This is a genomic window from Paracoccus alkanivorans (assembly GCF_003697785.1).
GTDB classification, from domain to species: domain Bacteria; phylum Pseudomonadota; class Alphaproteobacteria; order Rhodobacterales; family Rhodobacteraceae; genus Paracoccus; species Paracoccus alkanivorans.
Genome location: NZ_QOKZ01000003.1, coordinates 98,831 through 119,728, shown reverse-complemented (window position 1 = coordinate 119,728; position 20,898 = coordinate 98,831). Strand labels below are relative to the sequence as shown.

17 protein-coding genes and 1 riboswitch are annotated in these 20,898 nt (G+C 65.2%); of the genes, 3 read left to right on the top strand and 14 right to left on the bottom strand.

From position 1 onward, the window contains the following. Positions 1-11 precede the first annotated feature (11 nt). Genes cobM through cbiE form a run of 3 tightly spaced genes read right to left on the bottom strand, consistent with a single transcriptional unit; the run spans position 12 to position 2,322 of the window. Positions 12-785 (bottom strand): precorrin-4 C(11)-methyltransferase, encoded by a 774-nt coding sequence (cobM, locus tag C9E81_RS08750; protein ID WP_122111953.1) that lies wholly within the window; start codon positions 783-785, stop codon positions 12-14. Continuing rightward, positions 782-1,135, bottom strand: a complete 354-nt coding sequence (locus C9E81_RS08745; protein WP_122111952.1) for a cobalamin biosynthesis protein — start codon at positions 1,133-1,135, stop codon at positions 782-784. The genes cobM and C9E81_RS08745 overlap by 4 nt, the downstream gene beginning before the upstream one ends. Continuing rightward, complete coding sequence (cbiE, locus tag C9E81_RS08740; protein ID WP_122111951.1) at positions 1,132-2,322, bottom strand: precorrin-6y C5,15-methyltransferase (decarboxylating) subunit CbiE; 1,191 nt, start codon at positions 2,320-2,322, stop codon at positions 1,132-1,134. Before cbiE ends, C9E81_RS08745 begins: the two co-directional genes overlap by 4 nt. Between cbiE and C9E81_RS08735 the strand changes: the two genes are divergently transcribed. Next, a complete protein-coding gene (locus C9E81_RS08735; RefSeq protein ID WP_122111950.1) occupies positions 2,321-3,076 on the top strand; it encodes a cobalt-precorrin-6A reductase in 756 nt (251 codons plus the stop codon). The genes cbiE and C9E81_RS08735 overlap by 2 nt on opposite strands. On the opposite strand, the gene cobJ is transcribed toward C9E81_RS08735, so the two are convergent. From cobJ to C9E81_RS08700, 7 genes are read right to left on the bottom strand one after another with little or no spacing between them, the layout of a single operon-like run. After that, complete coding sequence (gene cobJ, locus C9E81_RS08730; RefSeq protein WP_122111949.1) at positions 3,043-3,786, bottom strand: precorrin-3B C(17)-methyltransferase; 744 nt, start codon at positions 3,784-3,786, stop codon at positions 3,043-3,045. The genes C9E81_RS08735 and cobJ overlap by 34 nt on opposite strands. After that, positions 3,783-4,538: a precorrin-2 C(20)-methyltransferase gene (locus tag C9E81_RS08725; RefSeq protein ID WP_122111948.1), complete on the bottom strand. Its 756-nt coding sequence runs from the start codon at positions 4,536-4,538 to the stop codon at positions 3,783-3,785. The genes cobJ and C9E81_RS08725 overlap by 4 nt, the downstream gene beginning before the upstream one ends. 3 nt (positions 4,539-4,541) lie before the next feature. Then, entirely contained in the window at positions 4,542-5,171 is a 630-nt protein-coding gene (locus tag C9E81_RS08720) for a precorrin-8X methylmutase (RefSeq protein ID WP_122111947.1), read from the bottom strand. Continuing rightward, a complete protein-coding gene (cobG, locus tag C9E81_RS08715) occupies positions 5,171-6,328 on the bottom strand; it encodes a precorrin-3B synthase (RefSeq protein ID WP_279432709.1) in 1,158 nt (385 codons plus the stop codon). The genes C9E81_RS08720 and cobG overlap by 1 nt, the downstream gene beginning before the upstream one ends. Then, positions 6,277-9,573 (bottom strand): cobaltochelatase subunit CobN, encoded by a 3,297-nt coding sequence (gene cobN / locus C9E81_RS08710; protein ID WP_122111945.1) that lies wholly within the window; start codon positions 9,571-9,573, stop codon positions 6,277-6,279. Before cobN ends, cobG begins: the two co-directional genes overlap by 52 nt. Then, entirely contained in the window at positions 9,573-10,619 is a 1,047-nt protein-coding gene (gene cobW, locus C9E81_RS08705; protein ID WP_122111944.1) for a cobalamin biosynthesis protein CobW, read from the bottom strand. The genes cobN and cobW overlap by 1 nt, the downstream gene beginning before the upstream one ends. Positions 10,620-10,622: 3 nt before the next feature. Further along, the gene (locus C9E81_RS08700; protein WP_122111943.1) at positions 10,623-10,976 is read right to left on the bottom strand and encodes a DUF1636 family protein; all 354 of its coding nucleotides are present in this window, start codon (positions 10,974-10,976) and stop codon (positions 10,623-10,625) included. A 101-nt stretch (positions 10,977-11,077) separates the two neighbouring features. After that, a riboswitch (cobalamin riboswitch) is annotated at positions 11,078-11,290 on the bottom strand. Positions 11,291-11,450: 160 nt separating this feature from the next. Between C9E81_RS08700 and C9E81_RS08695 the strand changes: the two genes are divergently transcribed. After that, the gene (locus C9E81_RS08695; RefSeq protein WP_122111942.1) at positions 11,451-12,734 is read left to right on the top strand and encodes an ABC transporter substrate-binding protein; all 1,284 of its coding nucleotides are present in this window, start codon (positions 11,451-11,453) and stop codon (positions 12,732-12,734) included. Positions 12,735-12,849: 115 nt separating this feature from the next. On the opposite strand, the gene C9E81_RS08690 is transcribed toward C9E81_RS08695, so the two are convergent. Genes C9E81_RS08690 through C9E81_RS08680 form a run of 3 tightly spaced genes read right to left on the bottom strand, consistent with a single transcriptional unit; the run spans position 12,850 to position 17,609 of the window. Then, the gene (locus C9E81_RS08690; protein WP_122111941.1) at positions 12,850-14,355 is read right to left on the bottom strand and encodes a SpoVR family protein; all 1,506 of its coding nucleotides are present in this window, start codon (positions 14,353-14,355) and stop codon (positions 12,850-12,852) included. Then, on the bottom strand, positions 14,348-15,664 hold the full coding sequence (locus C9E81_RS08685) for a YeaH/YhbH family protein (protein WP_122111940.1): 1,317 nt from the start codon (positions 15,662-15,664) through the stop codon (positions 14,348-14,350). The genes C9E81_RS08690 and C9E81_RS08685 overlap by 8 nt, the downstream gene beginning before the upstream one ends. Before the next feature lie 10 nt (positions 15,665-15,674). Then, the gene (locus C9E81_RS08680) at positions 15,675-17,609 is read right to left on the bottom strand and encodes a PrkA family serine protein kinase (RefSeq protein WP_122111939.1); all 1,935 of its coding nucleotides are present in this window, start codon (positions 17,607-17,609) and stop codon (positions 15,675-15,677) included. Positions 17,610-17,943: 334 nt separating this feature from the next. Between C9E81_RS08680 and C9E81_RS08675 the strand changes: the two genes are divergently transcribed. After that, a complete protein-coding gene (locus tag C9E81_RS08675; protein ID WP_243698581.1) occupies positions 17,944-19,386 on the top strand; it encodes an amidase in 1,443 nt (480 codons plus the stop codon). A gap of 85 nt (positions 19,387-19,471) precedes the next feature. Here the strand turns inward: C9E81_RS08675 and C9E81_RS08670 are convergent, their stop codons facing one another. Next, positions 19,472-20,848, bottom strand: coding sequence for a PepSY-associated TM helix domain-containing protein (locus C9E81_RS08670; protein WP_122111938.1), 1,377 nt, complete (start codon positions 20,846-20,848; stop codon positions 19,472-19,474). Positions 20,849-20,898: the final 50 nt, after the last annotated feature.

Sequence of the window (20,898 nt, the reverse complement as noted above, 5' to 3'; positions counted from 1 at the left end):
TCCAGGCATCATCATTCGGGAAATTCCGGGTTTGCACCGGTAGGGCGGTAACGGCGGTCGTAATCGGCGGCATAAAGGCGGCTGTCGTCGAAGCCTTCCGCCGCGAGTGCCGGACCGACAAGGATCAGTGCGGTGCGGTCGATGCCTTCCGCCTCGGCCTCGATCCCGGCCAGTGTCGAGCGGATCACCCGCTGATCGGGCCAGCTTGCGCGCCAGATAACGGCCACCGGGCAATCGGGGCCGTAATGCGGAATTAGCTCGGCTACCGAGCGGGACAGCGCGTGGATCGACAGGTGAATGGCCAAAGTCGCACCCGTGGCGGCGAATGCGGCCAGTGTCTCGCCCGGCGGCATGGCCGAGGCGCGGCCGGGCGTGCGGGTCAGCACCACGGATTGGGCGATGCCGGGCAGGGTCAACTCGGTCTGCAAGGCAGCGGCAGCGGCAGCGAAAGAGGGGACACCGGGTGTCACCTCGAAGGGAATATCCAGTACGCGCAGGCGGCGCAGTTGCTCTCCCATCGCCGACCAGACCGAGAGGTCACCCGAATGCAGCCGCGCCACGTCATGGCCCGCCGCGTGGGCCGAGGCCATCTCGCCGATGATCTGGTCGAGGCTGAGCGGCGCGGTATTTACGATCCGCGCGCCGGGCGGGCAATGGCTCAGCAATGCCTCGGGGACCAGGCTGCCCGCATAGAGGCAGACCGGGCAGGCCGCGATCAGGTCGCGCCCGCGCAGGGTGATCAGATCAGCCGCGCCGGGACCGGCACCGATGAAATGGACGGTCATGGGGTTTCCTTGCGTTCGGCGATGGCCGCAGTGGCGCGGCCGCAGGTGCTGGTGACACGGGTGACAATGATCCTCGCGCCCGGTCCACAGGCTGACAGGGCAGCAGCCTCGGCGATCGAGCCGGTGCCGTGCATGGCCTGGATACGCTCGGATCGCGTGGGAGTGGTGATGCCTGCCACCTCGCTGAGATGCAGCGGCAAGTCCAGCGCGCGCGCCAAGGCGGTCAGTTCAGTCTCGCGCACCGGGATGGTGGCGAGTGCCGAGAGTTCCTGCATCCCGGTCCGGGCCAGGGCATCACGCAGCGCCTCGATGGGCGCGCCCGGACGGCAGCCGAAACCTGCCACTCTCATCGCGTCACCTGCCATTGCACCACTGGCCGTGCGGCCTGCCAGCCCCGCATCCGACCAAGGGGCGCGGCCTCGGCCATTTCGATCCGGGTCAGGCTGCCGCCTCGGCGGACATGCAGATCGGTCAGCAGGGCCTCGGTTTCCAGCGTTACGGCATTGGCTACCAGCCGGGCGGCTGCGGGCAGAAGCGGCCAGAGCGTCTCGAACAATTCCCGGCTTGCACCGCCGCCGACAAAGACTGCATCCGGCTCTGCCAGACCGGCCAACGCCTCGGGGGCAGCACCATGGATAGGCTCGACGATACCGGACAACCCGTAAGCCTCGATATTCGCGCGGATATTGGCCAGCCGATCCGGGCGCGGCTCGATGCAGCAGGCGCGGCCTCCGGCCAGTGCCCATTCGACCGAGACCGCGCCCGATCCGCCGCCGATATCCCAGAGCAGCGCGCCGCGCCGTGGGGCCAGAGCGGCGAGCGTCAGGGCGCGGATGGGCGATCTGGTGATCTGGCCGTCATGGGCGAATTCCGCTTCGGGCCGTCCCGGCGCATTGGCCGGGCCGAACCCACGCGGCAGGTCGGCACCGCAGAGGGCGACGGCGACCGGGGCCTCGATTCCCGTGATCCCAAAGCCGTCTGCGCGGGTCTGTCGCACACGCTCCTGCGCGCCGCCAAGCCGTTCCAGCACCGCCATGCGCATCGCCCCCGCGCCCTGTGCCGTCAGCCATTCCGCCAGGGCCACTGGCGCCGCGCCATCGCGCAGGGTGGCGATGATCCGGCAACCCGGTGCCAGATATGGTCGCAGGCGGGCGAATGGTGCTGCGTGCAGGCCAAGGCAGGCGGTCTGTTCCTGCCGCCATCCCAACCGTGCGGCAGCCAGCGAGAATATGCCCGGCGCGGGCAGGGCGCGCCATTCTCCGGGCTCTAGCCATTCGGCCAAGGCCCCTCCTGCGCCGAAACGGAACGGATCGCCCGAGGCCAACACGGCGATGGGCCGCCCCCGGCATTCCAGCACCGGGGCGGTATCGAAGGGCACCGGCCAAGGCTGCCCCTTGGCCCCGACCCCAGCAAGCGACAGATGCCGAGGGCCGCCAAAAACGATTTCGGCCTGTTCCAGCGCGGAACGGCTTGCATCGGGCAGCCCGGCCAAGCCATCCTCGCCGATACCGATGATCGTCAACCAGGGTTCAGCCATGATCCGTATCCTTCTGCTGGGCGGCACGACCGAGGCCAGCCGCATGGCTCGCCTGCTGGCGGATGCGGGCATGGATGCGGTGTTTTCCTATGCGGGCCGCACCCATGCGCCGCTCGCACAGCCCCTGCCGCTGCGCGTGGGCGGCTTCGGCGGCGTCCCGGGGCTGGCCGCCTACCTGCGGGAGCAGGCGATCAGCCATGTGATCGACGCGACCCATCCCTTTGCCGCGCAGATGAGCCGCAGCGCGGTTGTCGCCTGCGAAGAGACGCGAACCCCGCTTCTGGCGCTGGAGCGCCCGGCATGGAGCGCCGGGCCGGGGGACCGCTGGACCCATGCCGCCGATCCCGAGGGGGCCGCCCGCGCTTTGCCCGACGCGCCCGCGCGGGTGTTCCTGGCCATCGGCAGGCAGAACCTCGCCCCCTTTGCCACCCGTCCGCATCATTACCTGCTGCGGCTGGTCGATCCGCCGGAGGGGCCGCTTCCGTTGCAGGGTGCCGAGGCCGTGATCGCCCGCGGCCCCTTCACGGCAGAGGGGGACGAGGCATTGATGCGCGCCCATGGCATCACTCATCTGGTAGCCAAGAATTCCGGTGGCGCGGGGACCGAGGCCAAGCTGGTCGCCGCCCGCCACCTGCACCTGCCGGTGGTGATGATCGACAGGCCCCGGCTGCCGCCGCGCCTCAGGGTCGCGAGCCCCGAAGAGGCGATGGCGTGGCTGCATCATGTCGCGCCCTCCGCTCGTCGCGGGGTATAGATCCAGCGCCCGACGCGGCGGGTCGCGGAATTGCCAAGCAGCACAACCGTCCGCATATCTGCCATCTCGGGGCGCGCCTCGGACAGGGTTACGGTGATCAGCCGTTCATCGGGTGTCGAGACGGCACGGGCGAATGTGATCAGCGGATCAGAGCGGCATTCCTCGCGCAGGATCTCCAGCACGCGGGCGAATTGATGCGGGCGGCTGGCCGAGCGGGGGTTATAGAACGCCATGGCGAAATCGCCCCTTGCGGCATGCCGCAACCGGCGCTCGATCAGCGCGAAGGGCTTGAGATTGTCGGACAGGTTGATGGCGCAGAAATCATGCCCCAATGGCGCGCCTGCACGCGCGGCGGCGGCCAGCATGGCAGTGATGCCGGGCAGGATGCGAATGTCGAGCGCTTCATGGCACGGATCGGCCTCGACGGCCTCGAACAGGGCAGAGGCCATGGCGAAGACCCCCGGATCGCCCGAGGAGACCACGACCACGCGCCGCCCCGCCTGCGCCAGTTCCAGCGCATGGGCGGCGCGGTCCAGCTCGACCCGGTTGTCCGAGGCATGCAGGGTCAGGCCCGGGCGCGGCGCGATGCGGGCGACATAGGGGATATAGCCGATGACATCCGTGGCCTCGGCCAGGGCTGCGCTGACCTCGGGCGTGACCATGCTATCGGCGCCCGGGCCGAGCCCCGCGACCGTGACCCGACCGCTCATTCCGCCGCCTCTGGCATCGAGACGGGGCGGCGGCCCTGTCCGTGGATCAGCACGATGGCGAAATAGGGGCAGTCGCCTGCCTCGATCTCGGCCAGCCGCACCACCCTTTCGCCCGGCATGGTGCCGCGTTCGATCAGCCATGCCTGGTCCAGCCGTCCGGCTGCCGCCAGCGCCCGGCGGATCTTGGGCAGGTTGCGGCCGGTCTTCATCACCACCAGCGCGTCCGATCCGCGCATATGCCGGATAAGGTCGGGCTCAGACAGGGTGCCCATGACCACGCTCAGCACGTCGTCGCCCCATGTGACCGGCTGCCCGGTCACGTTCCAGCAGCCCGCCATGCCCGGAATGCCGGGGATCACCTCGACCGGGGCGCGGCCCCGCAGGCGGATGTAAAGATGCATGAAGGAGCCGTAGAAGAACGGATCGCCCTCGCAGAGCACCACCACCTCGTGATCCTGCGCCAGATCGGCCAGCCTCGTGGCCCATTGGTCATAGAATGCGGCCAGCAGGGCGTTGTATTCCGGGCTGTCAAAGGGAAGCTCGGTGGTGACCGGGTATTCCATAGGGTATTCGGTCACGCCCTCGGCCAGCATGCCCTGCACGATCCGGCGCGCCTGCCCCTGCCGCCCGGCCTTGCGGAAATAGGCGACATGCCGCGCGCCCCGGATCGCCCGGTCGGCCTTGACCGAGATCAGTTCGGGATCGCCGGGGCCGAGGCCCGCGCAGATGATCCTGCCTTTCGCTTGGGTCATGGCTTACTCCTTGCGGCTGGCCAGCGCGTTGACGGCAGCGACGGTAATAGCCGAGCCGCCCAAGCGCCCCTCGATGATGAGCGCGGGGGCGGGCGGGGCAGAGATCAGCGCCTGCTTGGATTCCGCCGCGCCGACGAAGCCCACCGGGCAGCCGATGACCGCGGCGGGGCGGGGGCAGGCGGGATCCTCCAGCATGTTCAACAGATGGAACAGCGCGGTCGGGGCGTTGCCGATGGCGATCACCGCGCCGTCCAGGTGCGGGCGCCACAGTTCCAGCGCGGCGGCAGAACGGGTATTGCCCATGTCCCGCGCCATGGCGGGCACGCGTGGATCGGGCAGGGTGCAGATGATCTCGTTCCCGGCGGGCAGGCGGGCGCGGGTGATGCCCTCGCTGACCATCCGCGCATCGCAGAGGATCGGCGCGCCGCCTTCCAGCGCGGCACGGGCGGCGATGGCCATGCCGGGGGTAAAGCGGATATGCGCGGCCAGCTCGACCATCCCGGCGGCATGGATCATGCGGACTGCGGCAATTTCCTCTTCGGGGGTGAAGCGCGCCAGATCGGCCTCGGCCCGGATGGTGGCGAAGGATTGGCGATAGATCGCGGCGCCGTCCTTTTCGTAATCGTAAGGCATCACAGAACCTCTGGCAGTCGGGCGGGCGGCAGCCCTCGAAGCTGGGGAATATCCGAGGCGCAGCCGCCCCGGATAAGGTCGAAGCCCTCGGGCGTGGCCGTCAGGGTCAGATCGGCGGCGCGCGGCCAGCCGCAGCCCTTGGCGCAGCCCGAGACATGCAGCACTCGCCCCTTGGGCACGTGCGAGGCAAGCCGGCGGGCAAGGGCGCGGGTCGCCGCATGGGCATGGCGGCAGCCCGGTGCGCCGGTGCAGGCCCGCAGCCGCAGCCGGGGATCGCCGGGTTCCGCAATCAGGCCGGGCAGGGCGGGGATCTTGGCCGAACCCTCGATCAGCAGCATCCGCCACGGGGTCACGCGGAGCGGGCCGAACGCGGCGAGGGTGGCAAATGTTCCCGCCTCGATCTGGCCGAATTCGAGGCCGACCAACATCCCTTGCGGAACAGGTCCCGGAGCGGGTGTCTGCAAGACAGGGGCGGGGGCCAGCATCGCATCCGCTGGCGGCGTTCCGCGCGCGATCAACCCGGCCATTCGCCCCCGTCCTTCGGGCGCTCCGCCCTGTGCAAGGAACCATTCGGCCAAGGCCAGCGCCTCGGCAGCACTGCGGTAGAGCGCGCCATATGGGAACCCGTCGGCTCGCAGGATCAAGCTACCATCCGCACCCCGCTCCAGCCGGATATCGGCGGGGATGTCCTGCAGGACCGGGGCGGGGCCGGTATCGACGGCAAAGCCGAATTTCGAGGGCAGCGGCAGGGCAGAAGCGGTCAGAGCTGCCTCCAGTTCCGCGGCCAGCCCGTCGGTTTCGGGATCGGCGAAAGGAGTGACGATGACGTTGTGCCGCTGCTCGGCCCCGATATCCGCATCGATCAGGTCAAGCGCGCGAAGGGCCTCGATCAGCGGGGCATGGCTGGCGGGCGTCACGCCGCGGATTTGCAGATTGGCGCGTCCGGTCAGATCGATCAGCCCGTTACCATGTTCCCGCACGGCACTCGCAATCCCCGTTGCCTGCACGGGGCTCAGCCGCCCTCCATGCGGGCGGATGCGGGTGATCCAGCCATCGCCCGATTCCATCGGGCGCAGCGCGCCGGGGCACCATCCCCTGATCCCGCTTATTGTTCCGTCTCCAGCGAGGCCGCGATGGAGTTGCGGCGGGTCGCCCACAGCCCGGCATCGGACAGGCGGCGGAACAGGTCGCGCATTGCCTGCAGGGCTTCCGGGTTGGCATCCTCCATGAAACCCACGATCTCGGGCCGGCCAAGCGTCGCGTCGTGATAGAGATCGAACAGATGCGGCGGCACCGCCCCGGCCAGATGCGCGAAAGCGGCAAGGTGATCCAGCGTCGCGGCGATCTCTGCCGCGCCCCGGAATCCATGCGCGGCCATGCCATCGGCCCATTGCGGATCTGAGGCGCGGGCGCGGACCGTGCGGGCGATCTCTTCGGTCAGGCTGCGGGCGCGGGGGCGGTCGGGTTGCGTGGCGTCGAGATGGTAGAGCGAGGGCTCCGCCGCCCCGATCCGCGCCATGGCGGCGGCGAAGCCGGCCTCATGCGCGGCATAATCGGCGGCCAGCAGAAGGTCGGTTTCCGGCAGGTCCTGCGCATGGAGGAAACTGTCCGCCCCCGCCAGCCGCGATTCCAGCGCCGCGCGATCGGGGCGCGGTTTGCCATCGGCGCCGATGGACCAGCTTGACGCCGCCAGCCATGCCTCGCCCGCCGCCTGCCGTGCCTGATCGGTGAAATCATCCGCCGCCGAGCCCATGCCAAGCCCGTATCGTCCCGGCTCGGGGCCGAAGACGCGGGGGCTGCGGGCCTGATAGGGATTGTCCGCCGGATCCTCCCCGCGCCCGGCCAATGCCGCAGCACCAGTCTCGAACAGCTGCGCCAGCACCGGGAACACGTCGCGGAACAGGCCCGAGACGCGCAGCGTCACGTCGATCCGGGGGCGGTTCAGCAGGGTGAGCGGCACCACCTCGACGCCCGAGACCCGCCCTGATCCGGCATCCCAAACCGGCTTCAGACCGGCCAGATGCAGCGCCATGGCGAATTCCTCGCCCGCCGTGCGCATGGTCGCGCTGCCCCACAGATCGACGACCAGCCCCCTTGGCCAGTCGCCGTGATCCTGCAGGTGGCGGCGCAGGAATTCTTCGGCCAGCTTGATGCCTTGCGCATGGGCGGCAGGGGTCGGCACGGCGCGGGGATCGGTGCTGAACAGGTTCCGTCCGGTGGGCAGCACGTCGCTGCGACCCCGCGCGGGCGAGCCCGAAGGACCGGGCGCGACATGACGGCCATCCAGCGCGGCCAGCAGCCCGGCGCGTTCCTCGGCCCCGCAATCGCCCGAGCCGTAGACATGCAGCCCCTCGCCGAACTGGCTTTCCTTGAGATCGCAGACAAACAGATCGATCCGGGCGATCGCCTCGGCGGGGCTGGCATCGGGCGGGATGCCCAGTTCCGCCTCGACTCCCGCCGCGCGCGCCTCTTCGCGGATAGCCTGGGTCAGGCGGTCGCGGCGGGCCGGGTCCAGCCCGTCGGCGGTGGAGAATTCGTCCAGCAGCCGCTCCAGCTCGCCCAAGCCCGCCGGGATGGCCGCTGCGACCATCGGTGGTGGCAGATGGCCCAGTGTTACCGCACCAAGGCGGCGCTTGGCCTGCGCCGCTTCGCCGGGATCGTTGACGATGAAGGGATAGATCACCGGCAGATTACCCACCAGCGCCTCGGGCCAACAGGAGGCCGACAGCGCCACCGCCTTGCCGGGCAGCCATTCCAGCGTGCCATGCGCGCCCATATGGACCAGCGCATGCAGGCCCTGCGCGCGTAGCCACAGGTAGAAGGCGACATAGGCATGGCGCGGGATACGGGTCAGGTCGTGGTAATCGTCCTTGCGGCTGTCGCGCCGGCCACGCTCGGGCTGCAGCGCCAGCAGCAGGTTGCCGCGCCGGATCGCGGCAAAGTGGAAGGCGCCGTCGCTGCAATCGGGATCGGCCTGCGCCTCTCCCCATTCGGCCCGCAGATCGTCGCGAAGCTCGGTGGGCAGATGCTCCAGCGCGGCCAGGTAATCGGCCAGCGACCAGTCGATGCGCTCGGCCGCCAGTGCCTCGGCGGCAGGACCGGCGGCGATGCGGTAACCGGCATCATCCAGCATTTGCAGCGCGGCATCCGCTGACGCCAGCGCGTCCAGCCCCACCGCATGGGCCGTCTGCCAGTCGCGCCCCGGATAGGTGGACAGGACCATGGCGATGCGGCGATCCCCGGGTGCGGTCGTGCCAAGGCGATGTCGCGCGCTGACCCGGTCCACAATGGCAGCGACGCGATCAGGCTCGGCGCGATGGCCGAAGCGGCTGAATTGCAGGTCGGGGTCGCGCGGCTCGGGGGCCTTGAAGCTGGTTACACCTGCGAAGATCCGGCCATCGATTTCGGGCAGGACCACATGCATGGCAAGATCCGATGGCGACAGGCCGCGTTCCGCCTGCTGCCATTCCCGGCGGCGGTTGGTGGACAGCGCCACCTGCCAGACCGGGCAGCCGAAATCGAAGGGTTCCGGCGAAGGCGGGGGGCTGTCTGCCCCCCGCGCCCCCCGAGGATATTGGGATGAAGAAGAAGGGGAGCCGGTTTCCATGCGTGCGGAGAAGCCGGTGGCATTCACGATGGCCACCGGGGGGTGGGGGAGCGCCTTTGTCAACCATTCCCCGAAGCCCGGAGTCTTGAGCGATGGCGCGAAGACCCCGCAGGCTTTGAAACCCGCCTCGCGCAGCCCCAGGATCAGTGCATCGACCGGGCCGGTATCGACAGCGGTCAGATAGCTGCGGTAGAAGCTGACAAGGGCCAACGGGCCATCGTCGGGCGGGGCCGCGATCACGCCCTGGCCGGGATCGTAAAACCCCATCTGCGGCACGGATGTCGTGCCCATGACCGGCTCGGCCCAGAGCCCCGCCGCCATGGCCATCTGCGCTAGCGCGGCCTGTGCCGCCACCGCCCCGCCTGCATCGCAGAGCCGACTGAGCTGCCGCAGCACCGAGGCGGGCACGGTCGAGACCGACTCCAGCCGCGGGTCGTCGCGCCCGTCACCGGGCAGCACCGCCAGCGCAATCCCCCGCCGCCGCGCCAGATCCTGCACCGAGGCCAGCCCATAGGGCCAATAGGCCTCTCCGCCGATCAGCCGGATCAGGATGCCTTTCGCGCCCGACAGGGTCTGCTCGATATAGGTATCGACCGAGACCGGATGCCGCAGCGCCACCAGGTTGCACAGCCGCAGCGAGGGCAGCCCCCCGTTCGCGCGATGCCAGCCTGCCGCGAAAGCCCCCAGATCGCTGTCGGAAAACGACAGCACCACCAGATCGCCAGGTGTCTGCCCGGGATCATATGGTGTGTCGGTCTCTTCCAGACCGCGGCTTTCGCGGAAAACGATATGCATCAGGCGGGCACGGCCTCCAGCAGCACGTTACGGATCGCCGCCTCGTTCACATCGTCATGCTCGGCGATCACCACCAGCCGCGAGACACGGGGGGCATCGCCCCAGGGCCGGTCATATTGATGCCGCACCCGCGCGCCCACCGCCTGCACCAGCAGGCGCATCGGCTTGGCCCTGATGGCGACATGGCCCTTCACGCGCAGGATGTTCTGCTCGGCCGCCAGCCGCTCGATGGCGCTTGCCAGCGTCTCGGGATCGTCGAATTCCGGCAGATCGATCACCACCGTGTCGAAATCGTCATGCTCGTGGTCATCGGCGCCGTCGTGATGGCTGGGCCGGGCCTCCAGATCATCCTCGGCCGCAGCAGCAAGGCCGAGGATCACCGAGGGATCGATGGCGCCATCCGTCACCGCCAGGATCGGCAGCCTGCGCGGTGCCTCGGCCTCGATCACGGCGCGGGCGGCGGCCACACCCGCATCGCCCGCCAGATCGGGCTTGGTCAACAACACCACATCGGCGCAGGCGATCTGGTCCTCGAACACTTCCGATAGCGGGGTTTCGTGGTCGAGACTGTCATCGGCCTCGCGCTGCGCCTTCACGGCGGCCTCGTCGGGGGCGAAGCGGCCTGTCGCCACCGCCTCGGCATCGGCCAGCGCGATTACCCCGTCCACGGTGATGCGCGAGCGGATCGCCGGCCAGTCGAAGGCCTTGAGCAGCGGTTTGGGCAGCGCCAGGCCCGAGGTTTCGATCAGGATGTGATCGGGCTTGTGCGGCATCGCCATCAGCCGTTCCAGCGTCGGGATGAAATCGTCAGCGACAGTGCAGCAGATGCAGCCATTGGACAGCTCGACGATATTCTCGGCCGGGCAATTGTCATCGGCGCATGACTTGAGGATCTCGCCATCGACGCCGACGGTGCCGAACTCGTTGACCAGAACGGCCAGCCGCCTGCCCTGCGGGTTTTGCATCAGGTGGCGGATCAATGTCGTTTTTCCGGCGCCCAGAAAGCCGGTGATGACGGTGACGGGGGTCTTGGTCAGATCGGTCATGGATCACTCCTGCGGGGGGATGCGGGCAAGGCTTTGCTTGCGGAAAATCGCCGGGCGCTCGCGCCACGGCACGAGACCGTCGGGGGCGGCGGCATAGGCGCCCGCGCCGGTCAGGATGTCGGCGGCGTCGTCGGGGGTCAGGCGACCATAGACATAGGACCATTTGCCCGGCGCAGACAGTGCGACCGAGCAGCCCATCGAGCAGGCCGAGAGGCATTCGACGGGGCGCAGCTCGACGCCCTCGGGCAGGTCGGACAGGGACAGGGCGTCATGCAGTTGTGCGCCGGGGCGCGGCTCCAGCGGTGCCTCCGGGTCGATGCCCCGGCAGGTGGTGCAGACATGTAATATGGCACGCATCGCGGCCCCTTTCCCAATCGCGGCGCAAGGGTGGGGCCAGAAGGACAAAAGAGGCGCGCGGCCAGCTTTCTGCCTGCCGGTCGCGGATCACCCCGTCCGCCCGTCAACAACCAGCGCTGGCAGGTCTCCCGGCTTGCGGATTCAGGGTTTCCCCAACGGTCGGCCCGCCTTCCCGGCATCTTGCCAGTGGCTTGGGCGACCTATCCGGTCACGGTCGCGGGGGCGGCTGCGCTTGGACCAGACCTTTCCGGTCCGGCTTGTCGCATTCCCTCTTCGCCTGCCTCAAGGCAGGAACCAGCGCAACTCTCACCTGAGGCAGAGGCGAGGGCGTTGTCAAGTCCAAGGCTGGTACTCCTGCATAATCGCGGTTTGCAATCCAGGTCCTGAGACTCGTGGCACTGTTTTTCCGGTACTGGAATACTGGCTGTCATTTTCTTGCGTATTCCTGCGGGGTAATCAGGCTATAACCGGGTCATGAGCAGATCGACTTTCGCCCAGAGACTCGCCGTCAGCGGCTCCTTGCCCCGCCTTGGCGCGACGAATCGTTACCCCGTGCGGATCGGAGCCCTGACTCCGCTTTCCGGGGACGAGCAATATTGGGGGAGGCCGGGACTGGACGGTTGCCGGATATGGGCCGACTGGATCAATGATCGAGGCGGCATGATGGTTTCGGGCAAGCGCCACCGTGTCGAGATCGTCGAGTTCGACAGTGCGCAGGGGGCCGAGCAAACGCTGGAAGCGGCGCGTGACATGATCGAAAGGCTGCATGTGCGGCTGATCCTGACCCTTGGCGGCGACAGCTTTGCCCCTGCCCTGCGCTACCTGATGAAACGACGGGTGCTGGTCGCCACGCTGCTGCCCTCGGACCTGACCCCCGACACGCCGTTCCTGATCGCGCCCGCCGAGGTCCATCCGCTGTTCAACGTCACCGGAGTCGAATATCTGGCCCGCCTGTTGCCACCAGCCCGCCGTGTCGCGTTATGCAGCCAGCGCGACAGCCTGGGATTGCCCTCGCTCGCGGTATACCGCGCGGCTTTCGATGTCGTCGGCTGGTCGCGCATCAGGGAATTGCGCTATGATCCGGGTGAGACCGACGCTGCGTCCATCGTCGCCGCGATGATGGCCGACAAGCCCGATGTTTTGTGCTGGTGCTCTTCCACGCCGCCGATGATGCACGCCCTGACAGAGGCCGCTTATCGGTTGGGCTTTGATGGACATATCCTTGCCTGCACGGCAGATGACTATCCGCAGATGATTGCGCGAACCTCGCCCGGCTTCATGGAGCGATACGTTTTCCAGTTCCCGGATTTCGATGATCCGAAACTGGCCGACACCGCCTTTTTCTTTCGTCGTCCCCACGCTTTCTTCGACGCCTATAACAGGCGTTTTCCCGGGAAGTGGAGTGCCGTGAGCTGGGAATATGCCTCGATCCTCGATCTTTGGCACAACGCGGTCGAGATTGCCGATACGGTCGAGCCGGTCTCGGTTCTGGCCTCGATGAAGCATGCCCAGCAGATGCCCCATGCCTTCGGTCCCGCAATCTGGAGCGGGCGCGATCTTTTCGGGATCGATAACGCGCTGGTCGGCGACTGGCCGGTCGTCGCGATCCGTGAGGGTCGCGCCCGGATTCAGGAATTCGGCTCGGTGCCGGATTGGCTGGAACGGCATGGTGACAAGCTGGTCCGGCAGTTGGAGGATCTGGGCCAGCTCTGGCATCAGCGGCTTTGTGATCCGCCCCGGAAAGCGCGTCAGCGCTGAATGGGTTTGCCGGGCTTGGGGAAACAGGTCGTAAAGCGGAACATCGTGGAGATCATCCACGAATCCGGCCCATTTTCCGGTATCGATGCCTTGCATGAGGTCATTCCCCGCCGGACTATCCGGGATCGGATGCCGAGCTTTCCGCCAGCTTCACCTCATACCCCCACAGGCGCTTGCAGTGCTGCAGCGTCGCCTTTGCATCAGCATCATCAAGCGGCACGCCCGCGACCTTGCGATGCTGGAGATGCAGCACCCGGTCCCCGAGAAGATCGACATCGATCACCTGGATGATTGGCTGCGACAGCGACAGGTCGCCGATCCGTTCCAACGTGTCCCTGACGGTCTGGTAGCCGGCTTCGTCATGGATGCCCGAGACCGTATACCAATCGGTCCCGGCATCCTCGGTCAGCGCGAACATGCGGAAATCGCGGATGACCTTGGGGCTGAGGAACTGCTGGACAAAGCTTTCGTCGCGGTAACCTTCCCAGGCCTGTTTGAGTACGTTTCTCCAGTCGCGGCAGCCCGCGATTTCCGGGAACCAGTGGCGATCCTCTTCGGTGGGTTCGAGGCAAATCCGCTGGATATCCTGCATCATCGCAAATCCGATCGCATAGGGATTGAGGCCGCCATAGCGTGGATCGTCGAAAACGGGCTGGGTCAGGACATTCGTATGATTGTGCAGCACCTCCAGCATGGCGCCATCGGTGATACGGCCGGTCTGATGCAGCCTGTTCAGGATATGGTAATGAACGAAACAGGCACAGCCCTCGTTCATGATCTTCGTCTGCTGCTGAGGATAGAAATACTGGCCGATATTGCGGACGATGCGCAGGATTTCCCGTTCCCAGGGCTTCAGGGCGGGACTGTAGCTTTCGATGAAATAGAGAATGTTTTCCTCGGGCAGGTGCATTTTCGACTTGTATTCGTCTGCCTCCTCCGTGCTGCCCTTTGACTTGCCGCCTTGATCCAGTGTCGACCACAGGTAGTGCACCGCGCGCTCGGCCTCTTCGCTGCGTTTGCGCTCGCGCTCTTTCTCGGCCCGCATCGATGGGGTCGGCGGGCGGCGATGGCGAAAGATGCTTGAGGACATGAGCGCATGGGCCGCGTCCAGCAATTGTTCGACTTCGGCCGGGCCGTGCCGCTCTTCGCAGTTCTGGATATAGCCGCGCGCATAATCGAGATAATCAAGGATCCCCTCGGCATCGGTCCATTGCCGGAACAGGTGGTTGTTCTTGAAGAAATGATTATGTCCGCAGGCCGCATGGGCGATCACCAGCGCCTGCAGGGGCATGGTGTTGTCCTCCATGCAGTAGCTGACGCAGGGGCTGGAGTTGATGACGATCTCGTAGGCGAGGCCCCGCATGCCCTTGCGATACTGGCGCTCGTGGAAGATGAACTGCTTGCCGAATGACCAGTGGTGATACATCAACGGCATGCCGACCGAGGAATAGGCGTCAAGCATCTGCTCGGAGGAGATGATCTCGATCTGGTTGGGATAAAGGTCGAGCCCCAGATCGTCCTGTGCGATTTCCTCGATCACGTCATAGGTTCGCCATAGCGTGTCGAAATCCCAATCGCTGCCGTCGAACAGCAACCCGCCGCGCTTCGCCGCCCTAGCCATCCGATGTCTCCGCCTCGGTCGAAAACAGTTCCCGGAACACCGGGTAGATATCCGATCGCTTGGCAACCCGTTTCAGCGCGAAATTCGGCCAGTTCGCCGCGACCTCCAGATAGGAACGCCAGAGTTCGGTGCCGTTGCCGTTATTGGTCAGGATCAGTGCCTCGTCCTTGTCGATGATCTCGACATAGGCGAAATACTGGCAGAGCTTCATCAGGCCGCTGTTCAGGATCCCGACGCATTTGGCCGAGTCGCCGGAATAGTTCTCGCCATCCGAGGCCTGCGCGGCATAAATGTTCCATTCCGACGGCGCATATCGCTCGTCGATGATCCGCTTCATTTCGATCAGGGCGGTGCTGACCACGGTGCCGCCGCTGTCGCGGGAATGAAAGAAGGTTTCTTCGTCCACCTCATGCGCCTGGTGCGTATGGCGGATGAAGACTAGTTCTACCTTGTCATAACGGCGCTTGAGGAACAGGTGCAGCAGGGTGAAGAACCGCTTCGCAAGGTCTTTCTCGCGCTCGCCCATCGAGGCGGATACGTCCATCAGGCAGAACATCACCGCATTCGCCGTGGGCTCGGGCTGCATCTCGAAGAAGCGGTAACGGACGTCCAGCGGGTCAAGGAAGGGGATGCGCTTCTGCCGGTGAACGAGCAGATCGATCTGCGCCCGCAGCCGTTCCAGCCTTGCCCAGCCTGTCTTGTCGTCCGGATCGAGCGTCAGTTCCAGCCTGCGCATTTCCTCGCGCAACTCCTCCACATGCTCGTTCTTGGGGCGCTTCAGGGCGATCCGGCGACCGATGGAGTTGCGCATGGTGCGCTGGACGCTGAGATTGGCCGGCGACCCGGTGACCGACAGACCCGAACGCCGGGGCTTGTGCGACTCGGTCTGCTTCATGCTGCGCTTGATCAGGTCGGGAAGCTCCAGATCCTCGAAAAAGAGGTCGAGGAATTCGTCACGCGACAGGACGAACAGGAAACTGTCCTCGCCTTCACCCTCGGGCGCACCCTCGCGGCCCGCGCCCGCACCGCCCGGCGGCTTGTCGATGCGGTCGCCTTTCCGGTAAGCCCTGTTGCCGGGCAGGACATGCTCGCGATGGCCGCCGTCACGTGCGATGTGGAAAGTCGGCTCGTGGATGTCGCCACCGGGAACGGTGACGCTTTCGCCGCGATCAACATCGGCGATGCCGCGTTTCTGGACCGAGGCATCGACCGCTTTCTTGACCGCCCCGCGAACGCGCCGGATAAAGCGCCGCCTGTTGGCGAGACTGCGGTCCTTGGGGTTCAGCCGCCTGTCGATGAACTGTGCCATGGCCCGCCGCCTATCCGGCTTTCCGGACCCGCATGTACCATTCCACCAGCCGCCGGACCTGGCCCTGGGTGTAACCGCGATCGGTCATGCGCTCGACGAATTCCGCGTGCTTGGCATCGGTCTCCCGGTCGCGCTTTGCCCCGAAACTGATGACCGGCAGCAGGTCCTCGACATTCGAGAACATGCGCTTCTCGATCACCCGGCGAAGCTTGGCATATTTGTGCCAGTCGGGATTCTTGCCCTCGTTCTCGGCCCGGGCGCGCAGCACGAACTTGACCACCTCGTTACGGAAATCCTTTGGATTGGCGACGCCTGCCGGTTTCTCGATCTTTTCGAGCTCCTGCTCCAGCACTTCGCGGTCATACATCTGGCCGGTATCGGGATCCTTGTAGTCCTGATCCTCGATCCAGGCATCGGCATAGGCGATATAGCGGTCGAACAGGTTCTGGCCGTAATCGGAATAGGATTCGAGATAGGCCTTCTGGATCTCCTCGCCGATGAACTCGGCATAACGCGTCGCTAGTTCGGTCTTGATGAACTCGAGATAACGGCCCTGCGTTTCCTCCGGGAACTGTTCGCGCAGGATGGTTTGCTCAAGCACATACATCAGATGCACCGGATCGGCGGCGATCTCCAGGTTGTCGTGGTTGAAGGTTTCCGACAGCACCTTGAAGGCAAAGCGCGTCGAGATGCCGGTCATGCCCTCGTCAACGCCGGCCTTGTCGCGATATTCCTGGATGGACTTGGCCTTGGGGTCGGTATCCTTGAGATTCTCACCGTCATAGACCCGAAGCTTGGAATATAGCGTCGAGTTCTCGTGCTCGCGCAGGCGGGTCAGCACGCTGAACCGGGCCATGATCGGCAGGGTCTCGGGAGCGCAGGGAGCGTTCGTAAGGCTGCTGCTGGCGATCAGCTTATCATAGATCTGCGCCTCTTCGGTGGCGCGCAGGCAATAGGGCACCTTCACCACGGTGATGCGGTCCAGGAAAGCCTCGTTATTGCGATTCGACTTGAACTGCTGCCACTCTGCTTCGTTGGAATGGGCCAGCACGATGCCCTGATAGGGGAAAGCCCCGATATTCTCGGTGCCCATATAGCTGCCGTCCTGTGTCGCGGTCAGCAACGGGTGCAGCACCTTGATCGGCGCCTTGAACATCTCGACAAACTCAAGAAGTCCCTGCGTCGTCCGGTTCAACCCGCCGGAATAATCATAGGCATCCGGATCGTTCTGGCTCAGATGTTCGAGTTGGCGGATATCGAGTTTGCCGGTCAGGGCGGAAACGTCCTGGTTGTTCTCGTCTCCGGGTTCCGTCTTGGCCACGCATATCTGCCGCAGCATCGAGGGGCGCAGCCTGGCGACCGTGAATTTCGAGATATCCCCATTCAACTCTTCGAGGCGTTTCACACCCCAGGGAGACAGGGGATATTTCAGCAGGGGTTTGGGAATATTGTATTTGTCCTCCAGCAGATCGCCGAAGCGTTCGACATCGAACAGGCCGAGAGGGGATTCGAACAGCGGACTAAGCTGGTCTCCGGCCTTGAGAACATAGATCGGCTCCTGCTCTATCAGGCGCTTGAGGATGTCCGCCATGGTGGATTTGCCGCCACCGACCGGCCCAAGCAGGTAGAGGATCTGCTTTCGCTCCTCCAATCCCTGGCTGGCATGCTGGAAGAAGCCGACAATTCGTTCGATGGTGTCTTCGACGCCATGCATTTCCGAAAATGCCGGGTATCGCTTGATGGTGCGGTTCAGGAAGACACGTCCAAGACGCTGGTCCTGGCTCGTGTCGACCAACTCGGGTTTGCCGATGGCCGAGATCATTCGCTCGGCCGCGGTGGCGCGTAACGTCGGATCCTCACGACATCCAAGAAGGTAATCCTGCAAGGACATCTCTTCGACCTTCAACTGGTCGTAAGCTTCGGAAAAACGGTTGAAAACCTCCATTTTCTTCACACCATTGGTTGCTGAACGGAAACAGCGGCTGCTCATGCCACATAATAAAGATGGTAACACCGAGACCAAGATTCCACACATAAATTTATACTTTTACGTGAATCTCCCGTATCACTGGATCCTTCATGGGCAGGTAAATCCATGTGCAGAGCGCACCGTAAGCAATCTTGGCCGCCTGCCCGGAAGCGAGCGGGGTAGATTCCGAAATTGGGCCACTCTATCCTGTCGGCCGGGTATTTGCCCTATCATCGCCACGCGAGGCATTCGGAATGATTCGTTCCCGTTCAAGCTGCCCAGTATCCGGAAATTCAGAAAGATGACTGCCGTGAACCAGACAACCCAGCAGCCATATACCGGCGATGAGATCTGCCGCAAACAGGCCTTCCAGGTGGTCGACATGCTGCGCCGGGGCGAGGTGTCTCCGGCCGAGCTGATCGATGCGGCCTTTGCCCGGATCGGGGCCGTCGAGGCCGCGGTCAATGCCATGCCGATCACCTGCCGCTCTCGGGCAGAGGCCGCGGCGATAAGGCTGGATGACACGATGCGCGATCATCCCGGCTGGCTTGCTGGTCTGCCGCTTGGCATCAAGGATCTGACGGCGGTTGCGGGTGTGCGCTGCACATCGGGCTCGTTGGGTCTGGCCGATTTCGTGCCGGAGGCGAGCGATCCCCTCGTCACCATGATCGAGGCGCGCGGCGGGATCGTGGTCGGCAAGACCAATACGCCGGAATTCGGCGCGGGCGGAAATACCTTCAACGAGGTCTTCGGCCGGACGCGGAACGCTTATGACACCCGGCTGAACGCCGCCGGATCATCGGGCGGGGCGGCGGTCTCTCTGGCCACCGGCGAGGTCTGGTTAAGCCACGGCTCGGACCATGGCGGCAGCCTGCGCACGCCAGCGGCCTATAACGGAATTGTCGGGCTTCGGCCCAGCCCGGGACTGTGCGGCAGCCTCAGCAATACTGCCTTCCTCATCGAAGGCCAGGAGGGGCCGATGGCGCGTTCGGTTCGCGATTGTGCCCTGTTTCTTGATGCGATGGCCGGGTTCCAGCCTGCCGTGCCGACCAGCTTTCCGCCGCCCGCGAAATCCTATCAGCAATCGGTGATCGAGGCGGATAACAAGATCCGGATCGGATTTGCACCCGATCTGGGCGGCTATGCGCCGGTCGAACCGGTGATCATGGATGCTCTGCATGGCGCGATGCTGCTGGTCGAACGAAATGGCGGCGTTGTCGAGGAAGCCTGCCCGGACCTGTCGGAACTGGAGCCGACCTACCACGTTCTTCGCGGCCTGAAGATGGCGGCGGCCTTCAAGCGGGCTCCGCAAGAGGTAACGCGACATCTCAAGCCGACGATCGTCGGGAATATCGCCTTTGGCCGCGCGCTGAGCGTGGACCAGATCGCCGATGCGCAGCTGAACCGCACCGTGATTTTCAACAACATGCATGAATACCTGCAGCGCTATGACGTGCTGGCCTGTGCGACCGTGGGTTGCATGCCGCGCCCTGTCGAGGTCGAGTGGGTCGATGAGATCAATGGCCTGAAGCTTTCCGGCTACATGGACTGGCTGAAATTCGCATTCCTCGCCACGACGGCGGGCCTGCCGGCGATCTCCATCCCCGTCGGATTTTCGGAGGAAGGATTGCCGATCGGTATCCAGCTTATCGGTCCTCCGCGCGGCGAGGCTAAATTGCTGGCGGTTGCGGCAATGGTCGAGGCCGTTGTCGGAGGACCGAACGGGCCGATTGACCCCAATATCCGTCACTGATGGGCACTGCCCCGAAGTTTTCGGGGCAGTGAAAGGAGTGGATATTGCTTGCCATCCGGCGATGACCGGCGATGTTTTGCCCGTGTCAGGCCATGCGAGGATGGCGCCGGATTTTCGATATACGGCGGATCGTCCAATCGACGGCAAGCATCGCCAGCAGCGATAGCCCGACCAGCGGAAACAACACACCGCCGATAACCAGGATCGCCAACAACCCGCGAAACACGCGCGGATCCGATGGCATCGGTGGCACTCCCAGGCCACGAGCGGGACGGCGTTTCCACCACATCACCGCCGCAGATACGGACATGGCGATGATGGCCAGGCAAGCTGCAAGCAAAAGCAGCTGGTTGGCCAGCCCGAATTGCTGGCCCATATGGATGTTGATGCCGAATTCCAGCCATTTGCCTGCCGGGCCGTAGTCGTCATAGTCCATATCCACAAGCGCCTTGCCGGAATACTGGTCCAGATGCACGACGCGCTGTTGGTGCAGGTCGTCGGGATAGACCGAGCCGGTATAGACGCCGTTTGGCGAACCGGGCAGGCTGATCGTGTAACCGTCATGCAGCCCCAACCGGTCGAAGGTTTCGGCGGCTGCGTCGATGCCGATCGCCGGTGCCGCACCATCCGCCCCGGTGCTTTCGGGGATCTGTGCTTGCTCCAGCGTCCATGAGGTCTTGGCGGTATCGCTCAGCTTCCGGTCTGACATCGGCACATCCACGCGAACCCCGGAGGGATAGCCGAAATTCGAGCCATTTGCCCACTCGTTCACCTTGCCGCCCCAGACATTCGACCAAGGCATCCCGGTAATCGCCAGGAACACGATGACCCCGCCGACAAAGAGGCCGGTCACCGCGTGCAGATCGCGCCAGAATACCCGGCGGCGCGGGGTCGCCCGGATCGAGATCACCCCGCCCTTCCTGCCGCGCGGCCACCACAGGAAAATGCCCGTTCCGACCAGCAGGATCGACCATCCTCCGGCAATCTCGATCAAGGCCCGCGCGGTCGGGCCGAAATAGCGCAGGCTGTGCAGATATCGCACCGTCCACATGACCGTCCCCCGATCCGGCAATGTGCCAAGCACCCGGCCCTCATAAGGATCGACATAAACGGCGATACGCTCGTTATCGGCAGTTGCCACGGTGATCTCGGCCGATGCGTCGGAGCGTGGGGGATCGGTGAACTTCACCGCCTTGCCCGGATGCGCGTGAAGCGCTGCGGCGATCATTTGCGACGGTGCAACGGCTTCCGCCTGCTGAACGGCGACGCGTTTGAGATCGGCATGAACGAAATTGTCGATCTCGTCGCGGAACAGATACAGCGCGCCGGTGATCGACAGGGTGATCAGGAAGGGCAGGACCAGAAGTCCCGCATAGAAATGCCAGCGCCATACGGCGCGGTAGAGATCGGACCGGTCCGTTTCGGATACGGCGCCTTGCCCGGTGATTACCGGATTGGTCATTATGTTGCCCTCGTAAACTGGCCGCCTGGAAGTGGCGGATTTGCCCATCT

Coding starts and splice junctions, on each gene's coding strand:
- cobM (WP_122111953.1), bottom strand. CDS start 785: ATGACCGTCCATTTCATCGGTGCCGGTCCCGGCGCGGCTGATCTGATC.
- C9E81_RS08745 (WP_122111952.1), bottom strand. CDS start 1,135: ATGAGAGTGGCAGGTTTCGGCTGCCGTCCGGGCGCGCCCATCGAGGCG.
- C9E81_RS08735 (WP_122111950.1), top strand. CDS start 2,321: ATGATCCGTATCCTTCTGCTGGGCGGCACGACCGAGGCCAGCCGCATG.
- cbiE (WP_122111951.1), bottom strand. CDS start 2,322: ATGGCTGAACCCTGGTTGACGATCATCGGTATCGGCGAGGATGGCTTG.
- cobJ (WP_122111949.1), bottom strand. CDS start 3,786: ATGAGCGGTCGGGTCACGGTCGCGGGGCTCGGCCCGGGCGCCGATAGC.
- C9E81_RS08725 (WP_122111948.1), bottom strand. CDS start 4,538: ATGACCCAAGCGAAAGGCAGGATCATCTGCGCGGGCCTCGGCCCCGGC.
- C9E81_RS08720 (WP_122111947.1), bottom strand. CDS start 5,171: ATGCCTTACGATTACGAAAAGGACGGCGCCGCGATCTATCGCCAATCC.
- cobN (WP_122111945.1), bottom strand. CDS start 9,573: ATGCATATCGTTTTCCGCGAAAGCCGCGGTCTGGAAGAGACCGACACA.
- cobW (WP_122111944.1), bottom strand. CDS start 10,619: ATGACCGATCTGACCAAGACCCCCGTCACCGTCATCACCGGCTTTCTG.
- C9E81_RS08700 (WP_122111943.1), bottom strand. CDS start 10,976: ATGCGTGCCATATTACATGTCTGCACCACCTGCCGGGGCATCGACCCG.
- C9E81_RS08695 (WP_122111942.1), top strand. CDS start 11,451: ATGAGCAGATCGACTTTCGCCCAGAGACTCGCCGTCAGCGGCTCCTTG.
- C9E81_RS08690 (WP_122111941.1), bottom strand. CDS start 14,355: ATGGCTAGGGCGGCGAAGCGCGGCGGGTTGCTGTTCGACGGCAGCGAT.
- C9E81_RS08685 (WP_122111940.1), bottom strand. CDS start 15,664: ATGGCACAGTTCATCGACAGGCGGCTGAACCCCAAGGACCGCAGTCTC.
- C9E81_RS08680 (WP_122111939.1), bottom strand. CDS start 17,609: ATGGAGGTTTTCAACCGTTTTTCCGAAGCTTACGACCAGTTGAAGGTC.
- C9E81_RS08670 (WP_122111938.1), bottom strand. CDS start 20,848: ATGACCAATCCGGTAATCACCGGGCAAGGCGCCGTATCCGAAACGGAC.